Source organism: Xanthobacter sp. BG11Y11_SDJG (assembly GCF_057364445.1).
Genome location: NZ_JBNFNU010000842.1, coordinates 1 through 676 on the forward strand (window position 1 = coordinate 1; position 676 = coordinate 676).

A 676-nucleotide genomic window follows, 5' to 3' on the forward strand; every position below is an offset into this window, starting at 1 on the left:
CGGCCGTCCGCACGTCGCATCCGGCACGTGGTTCGCGGCGCCGGCGCGGCGCCGGTCGGCGACGGGGCGCGCTCCCTCTCCGGCAGCGATTGTGCTTCGCAGCGCGCGCGGCCATGGTGCCTCCACAGCAACGCCGCAGCGAAAGAATCGGTCCGACCGCCCGTGCACGTCATCGCGTTTCCCTATGGCGACGCCCTCGCCGCCTTCTCGGCGGTGGTGGACGATCCCTTCTGCGCCTTCCTCGACAGCGCCGCGGCGGGCGATCCGCGGGCGCGCTGGTCCTACATCGCCACCGATCCGTTCGCGCTGATCACAGCGGATGCCGAAGGCACGCGGGTGGACGGCGCCCGGTGGGGGCGGACCCGTTCACCGCCTTGGAGAGCGCCCTCGCGGCGCAGGCGGCCGACGCGCTCTGCGGACCGGCGCCGTTCCGCACCGGTGCGGTGGGCTTCCTCGGCTACGAGCTGGGCCGCCATCTGGAGCGGCTCCCGGTCCCGCATGGCGCCGGCCCCGCCCTTCCCGAAATGGCGTTCGGCCTCTACGACGTGATCGCTGCGTTCGATCATGCGGAGCGGCGCGCCTACATCCTCTCCAGCGGCCGCCCGGAAGCCGCCCCCGCAGCACGGCAGCAGCGGGCGCGGGTCCGCGCCCTTTGGCTCCACGACCGGCTGGCCCG

At 74.6% G+C, this 676-nt stretch carries 1 pseudogene; it reads left to right on the forward strand.

The window, feature by feature from the left end:
• Positions 1-350 precede the first annotated feature (350 nt).
• Positions 351-676, forward strand: a pseudogene (locus tag AC2W7M_RS26890) (aminodeoxychorismate/anthranilate synthase component I); the annotation flags it as partial.